A 5,064-nucleotide genomic window follows, 5' to 3' on the forward strand; every position below is an offset into this window, starting at 1 on the left:
TAGCGCGGTGGTCCCACCTGACCCCATGCCGAACTCAGAAGTGAAACGCCGTAGCGCCGATGGTAGTGTGGGGTCTCCCCATGCGAGAGTAGGGAACTGCCAGGCATCAAATAAAGCGAAAGGCCATCCGTAAGGATGGCCTTTTTGCGCTGGTGCGGAAAAAATGCCGGATGCGATGCTGGCGAGCCTTATCTGTCCTGCGCAGGGTTACGGTAGGGGTCAGCAGCGCATTATTCCCCCCCATACGCCAGATTCAGTAGCGGATACGGTTTCCCCAGCTCGTCGACTTCCGAACGCCCGGTAACGTTAAATCCCATCTTCTTATAGAATCCTACTGCTTGCTCATTTTGCTCATTAACGTTGGTTGTCAGTTCCGTGGCCATCGAGAGCGCATGTTCCACCAGTAGTCGACCTACGCCATACCCGCGCGCATCAGAATCGACAAATAGCGCATCCATATGCTGCCCGCTTAGCAACATAAACCCAATCGGTTGATCCCGCTCATTAACCGCAACCCACAGCGGTGCTTCTGGCAGAAACGAACTCACCAGCTCTTCCAGTTCGACCCGATAGTCTGCAGACAAAAAATGGTGGGTAGCATCGACAGAACGACACCAGATCGAAACCAGTTTTTCCCCTTCCTCATGCCGTGAACGGCGAATTCTAATAACCATTTCCACTCCTTTTATTCATGCTTATATTCTAACTCAGCCTTTTTCTTGAAACTTTCTCACCTTGAACATGCAGGCTCGACATTGGCGAATTTTCTGGTTATCTTCAGCTATCTGGATGTCTAAACGTTTAAACGTATGTAGTGAGGTAATCAGGTTATGCCGATTCGTGTGCCGGACGAGCTACCCGCCGTCAATTTCTTGCGTGAAGAAAACGTCTTTGTGATGACAACTTCGCGCGCGTCTGGTCAGGAAATTCGTCCGCTAAAGGTGCTTATCCTTAACCTGATGCCGAAGAAGATCGAAACTGAAAATCAGTTTTTACGCCTGCTTTCAAACTCTCCTTTGCAGGTCGATATTCAGTTGTTGCGCATTGATTCTCGCGAGTCGCGCAACACGCCTGCAGAGCATCTGAACAACTTCTACTGCAACTTTGAAGATATACAGGAACAGAACTTTGATGGTCTGATTGTAACTGGCGCGCCGCTGGGTCTGGTGGAGTTTAATGACGTCGCTTACTGGCCGCAGATCAAACAGGTATTGGAGTGGTCGAGAGATCACGTCACCTCGACATTATTTGTCTGTTGGGCGGTTCAGGCCGCGCTTAATATTCTCTACGGTATACCCAAGCAAACCCGCACCGACAAACTTTCGGGTGTATACGAGCACCACATTCTCCATCCTCATGCGCTTCTGACGCGTGGATTTGATGATTCATTTCTGGCACCGCATTCGCGATATGCAGACTTTCCGGCAGCGTTGATTCGTGATTACACCGATCTGGAGATTCTGGCAGAGACAGAAGAAGGGGATGCGTATTTGTTTGCCAGCAAAGACAAGCGCATTGCCTTTGTGACGGGCCATCCCGAATACGATGCGCAAACACTGGCGCAGGAATATTTCCGCGATGTAGAAGCCGGACTAACTCCGGATGTACCGTATAACTATTTCCCGCATAACGATCCGCAAAACAAACCGTGTGCGAGCTGGCGTAGTCACGGTAATTTGCTGTTTACCAACTGGCTCAACTATTACGTCTACCAGATTACGCCATACGATCTACGCCACATGAATCCAACGCTGGATTAATCTTCTGCGGCGATCGATCGTTAAGCGATTCAGCACATTACATCAGGCACCTTCGGGTGCCTTTTTTATTTCTGAAACGTCACTCATCAAGTGAATTAATTTTATTATTATTGTTATCAATAAGTTAATTGATAATTAAATTAAAAATGGAAATTGTTTTTGATTTTGCATTTTAAATGAGTAGTCTTAGTTGTGCTGAACGAAAAGCGCACAACGATCCTTCGTTCACAGTGGGGAAGTATTCGGATCCATGACGAGGAGCTGCACGATGACTCAACAGGCAACAACAACCGATGAACTGGCTTTCATAAGACCGTATGGCGAGCAGGAGAAGCAAGTTCTCACCGCCGAAGCGGTAGAATTTCTGACTGAGCTGGTGACGCATTTTACGCCACAACGCAATAAACTTCTGGCAGCGCGCATTCAGCAACAGCAGGATATCGATAACGGGACGTTGCCTGATTTTATTTCGGAAACAACTTCCATTCGAGAAAGTAATTGGAAGATTCGCGGAATTCCTGCGGACTTACAAGATCGCCGGGTAGAGATAACCGGACCCGTTGAGCGCAAGATGGTGATTAACGCGCTAAACGCTAATGTGAAAGTCTTCATGGCTGACTTCGAGGATTCACTGGCCCCGGACTGGAACAAAGTGATCGACGGGCAAATTAACCTGCGCGATGCGGTTAACGGCACCATCAGTTACACCAACGAAGCAGGTAAAATTTATCAACTCAAGCCCAATCCGGCGGTTTTGATTTGTCGGGTACGCGGCCTGCACTTGCCGGAAAAACATGTTACCTGGCGTGGTGAAGCAATCCCTGGCAGCCTGTTTGATTTTGCTCTCTACTTCTTCCACAACTACCAGGCGCTGCTGGCAAAGGGCAGTGGTCCTTATTTTTATCTGCCAAAAACTCAGTCCTGGCAGGAAGCTGCATGGTGGAGCGAAGTCTTCACTTACGCAGAAGGTCGCTTTAACCTGCCGCGCGGCACCATCAAGGCAACGTTACTCATTGAAACCTTGCCTGCTGTATTCCAGATGGATGAAATCCTTCACGCACTGCGCGACCATATTGTCGGTCTGAACTGCGGTCGCTGGGATTACATCTTTAGCTATATCAAAACATTAAAAAACTATCCCGATCGCGTCCTGCCAGATCGCCAGGCAGTGACAATGGATAAACCGTTCCTCAGTGCCTATTCACGTCTGCTGATTAAAACCTGCCATAAACGCGGTGCATTCGCGATGGGCGGCATGGCGGCCTTTATCCCGAGTAAAGATGAAGAGCGCAATAATCAGGTTCTCAACAAGGTAAAAGCGGATAAAGCACTAGAAGCCAGCAACGGTCACGATGGTACGTGGATCGCCCATCCAGGCCTTGCTGATACCGCTATGGCGGTATTTAACGACATCCTCGGCTCTCGTAAAAACCAGTTAGAAGTCCTGCGCGAGCAAGATGCACCGGTTACTGCTGAACAACTGCTGGCTCCTTGTGACGGTGAGCGCACCGAAGAAGGCATGCGCGCCAATATTCGTGTGGCCGTGCAGTACATCGAAGCATGGATCTCCGGCAACGGCTGTGTGCCGATTTATGGTCTGATGGAAGACGCAGCAACGGCAGAGATTTCCCGCACCTCTATCTGGCAATGGATCCACCATCAAAAAACGTTGAGCAATGGCAAACCGGTGACCAAAGCACTGTTCCGCCAGATGTTGGCTGAAGAGATGAAAGAGATTGCCCATGAATTGGGCGAACAACGTTTCAATAGTGGGCGCTTCGATGATGCTGCTCGCCTGATGGAACAGATCACCACTTCCGATGAGTTAATTGATTTCCTGACCCTGCCAGGCTACCGCCTGTTAGCGTAAACCACCACATAACTATGGAGCATCTGCACATGAAAACCCGTACACAACAAATTGAAGAATTACAGAAAGAGTGGACTCAACCGCGCTGGGAAGGTATTACCCGCCCATACAGCGCGGAGGACGTGGTGAAATTACGCGGCTCGGTCAATCCGGAATGCACGCTGGCACAACTGGGCGCGGCAAAAATGTGGCGACTGCTGCACGGTGAATCGAAAAAAGGCTATATCAACAGCCTCGGCGCACTGACTGGCGGTCAGGCGCTGCAACAGGCGAAAGCGGGTATTGAAGCGGTTTACCTGTCTGGCTGGCAGGTAGCGGCGGATGCTAACCTGGCGGCCAGCATGTATCCGGACCAGTCACTTTATCCGGCAAATTCAGTGCCAGCGGTAGTGGAGCGGATCAATAACACCTTCCGTCGAGCTGATCAGATCCAGTGGTCCGCAGGTATTGAGCCGGGCGATCCGCGTTATGTTGATTATTTCCTGCCGATCGTTGCCGATGCTGAAGCCGGTTTTGGTGGTGTCCTGAATGCTTTTGAGCTGATGAAAGCGATGATTGAAGCCGGTGCAGCGGCAGTTCACTTCGAAGATCAGTTGGCGTCAGTGAAAAAATGCGGTCACATGGGCGGTAAAGTGCTGGTGCCAACCCAGGAAGCGATCCAGAAACTGGTCGCGGCGCGTCTGGCTGCGGATGTTACAGGAGTTCCGACCCTGTTGGTTGCTCGTACCGATGCCGATGCGGCAGACCTGATCACCTCCGATTGCGATCCGTACGACAGCGAATTCATCACTGGTGAACGCACTAATGAAGGTTTCTTCCGTACCCATGCGGGCATTGAACAAGCTATCAGCCGTGGCCTGGCTTATGCGCCATATGCTGACCTGGTATGGTGTGAAACCTCCACGCCAGACCTGGAACTGGCGCGCCGTTTTGCCGACGCTATTCATGCGAAATATCCAGGCAAGCTGTTAGCCTACAACTGCTCGCCGTCGTTCAACTGGCAGAAAAATCTCGACGACAAAACTATTGCCAGCTTCCAGCAGCAATTGTCGGATATGGGTTACAAATTCCAGTTTATCACCCTGGCGGGTATCCACAGCATGTGGTTCAACATGTTCGACCTGGCAAACGCCTATGCGCAGGGCGAGGGGATGAAGCATTATGTTGAGAAAGTGCAGCAGCCGGAATTTGCTGCTGCGAAAGATGGCTACACCTTCGTTTCTCACCAGCAGGAAGTGGGTACGGGTTATTTCGATAAAGTGACGACCATTATTCAGGGTGGCACATCGTCGGTTACCGCACTGACCGGCTCTACCGAAGAATCGCAGTTCTAAGCAACCGACAATTGTTGTTGGCTGTAGACCGGATAATGCGTTTACGCCGCATCCGGCAATGAGCGCCTGATGCGACGCTGACGCGTCTTATCAGGCCTAC

General features: G+C 50.6%; 4 protein-coding genes and 1 rRNA gene. 4 read left to right on the forward strand and 1 reads right to left on the reverse strand.

What is annotated here, in order from left to right; all coding sequences use genetic code 11:
- Positions 1 to 105: ribosomal RNA gene (rrf, locus tag BEA93_RS23820) — 5S ribosomal RNA — on the forward strand; the annotation flags it as partial.
- 125 nt (positions 106 to 230) lie between these two features.
- Here the strand turns inward: rrf and BEA93_RS23825 are convergent.
- A complete protein-coding gene (locus tag BEA93_RS23825; protein WP_105225198.1) occupies positions 231 to 674 on the reverse strand; it encodes an acetyltransferase in 444 nt (147 codons plus the stop codon).
- A 156-nt stretch (positions 675 to 830) separates the two neighbouring features.
- Between BEA93_RS23825 and metA the strand changes: the two genes are divergently transcribed.
- The 3 genes from metA to aceA all read left to right on the forward strand — a co-directional run bounded on the left by metA (position 831) and on the right by aceA (position 4,964).
- Positions 831 to 1,760, forward strand: coding sequence for a homoserine O-acetyltransferase MetA (gene metA / locus BEA93_RS23830; protein ID WP_001122799.1), 930 nt, complete (start codon positions 831 to 833; stop codon positions 1,758 to 1,760).
- A gap of 268 nt (positions 1,761 to 2,028) precedes the next feature.
- Complete coding sequence (gene aceB / locus BEA93_RS23835) at positions 2,029 to 3,630, forward strand: malate synthase A (RefSeq protein ID WP_001517546.1); 1,602 nt, start codon at positions 2,029 to 2,031, stop codon at positions 3,628 to 3,630.
- Positions 3,631 to 3,659: 29 nt separating this feature from the next.
- On the forward strand, positions 3,660 to 4,964 hold the full coding sequence (gene aceA / locus BEA93_RS23840; RefSeq protein WP_000857846.1) for an isocitrate lyase: 1,305 nt from the start codon (positions 3,660 to 3,662) through the stop codon (positions 4,962 to 4,964).
- Positions 4,965 to 5,064 lie beyond the last annotated feature (100 nt).

This window comes from Escherichia sp. MOD1-EC5950 (genome assembly GCF_002965345.1).
In the GTDB taxonomy this organism is placed as follows: domain Bacteria; phylum Pseudomonadota; class Gammaproteobacteria; order Enterobacterales; family Enterobacteriaceae; genus Escherichia; species Escherichia marmotae.

Excerpts from the sequence above, each read along its gene's own strand:
- aceA (WP_000857846.1), top strand. The coding sequence starts at position 3,660 with ATGAAAACCCGTACACAACAAATTGAAGAATTACAGAAAGAGTGGACT.
- BEA93_RS23825 (WP_105225198.1), bottom strand. The coding sequence starts at position 674 with ATGGTTATTAGAATTCGCCGTTCACGGCATGAGGAAGGGGAAAAACTG.
- metA (WP_001122799.1), top strand. The coding sequence starts at position 831 with ATGCCGATTCGTGTGCCGGACGAGCTACCCGCCGTCAATTTCTTGCGT.
- aceB (WP_001517546.1), top strand. The coding sequence starts at position 2,029 with ATGACTCAACAGGCAACAACAACCGATGAACTGGCTTTCATAAGACCG.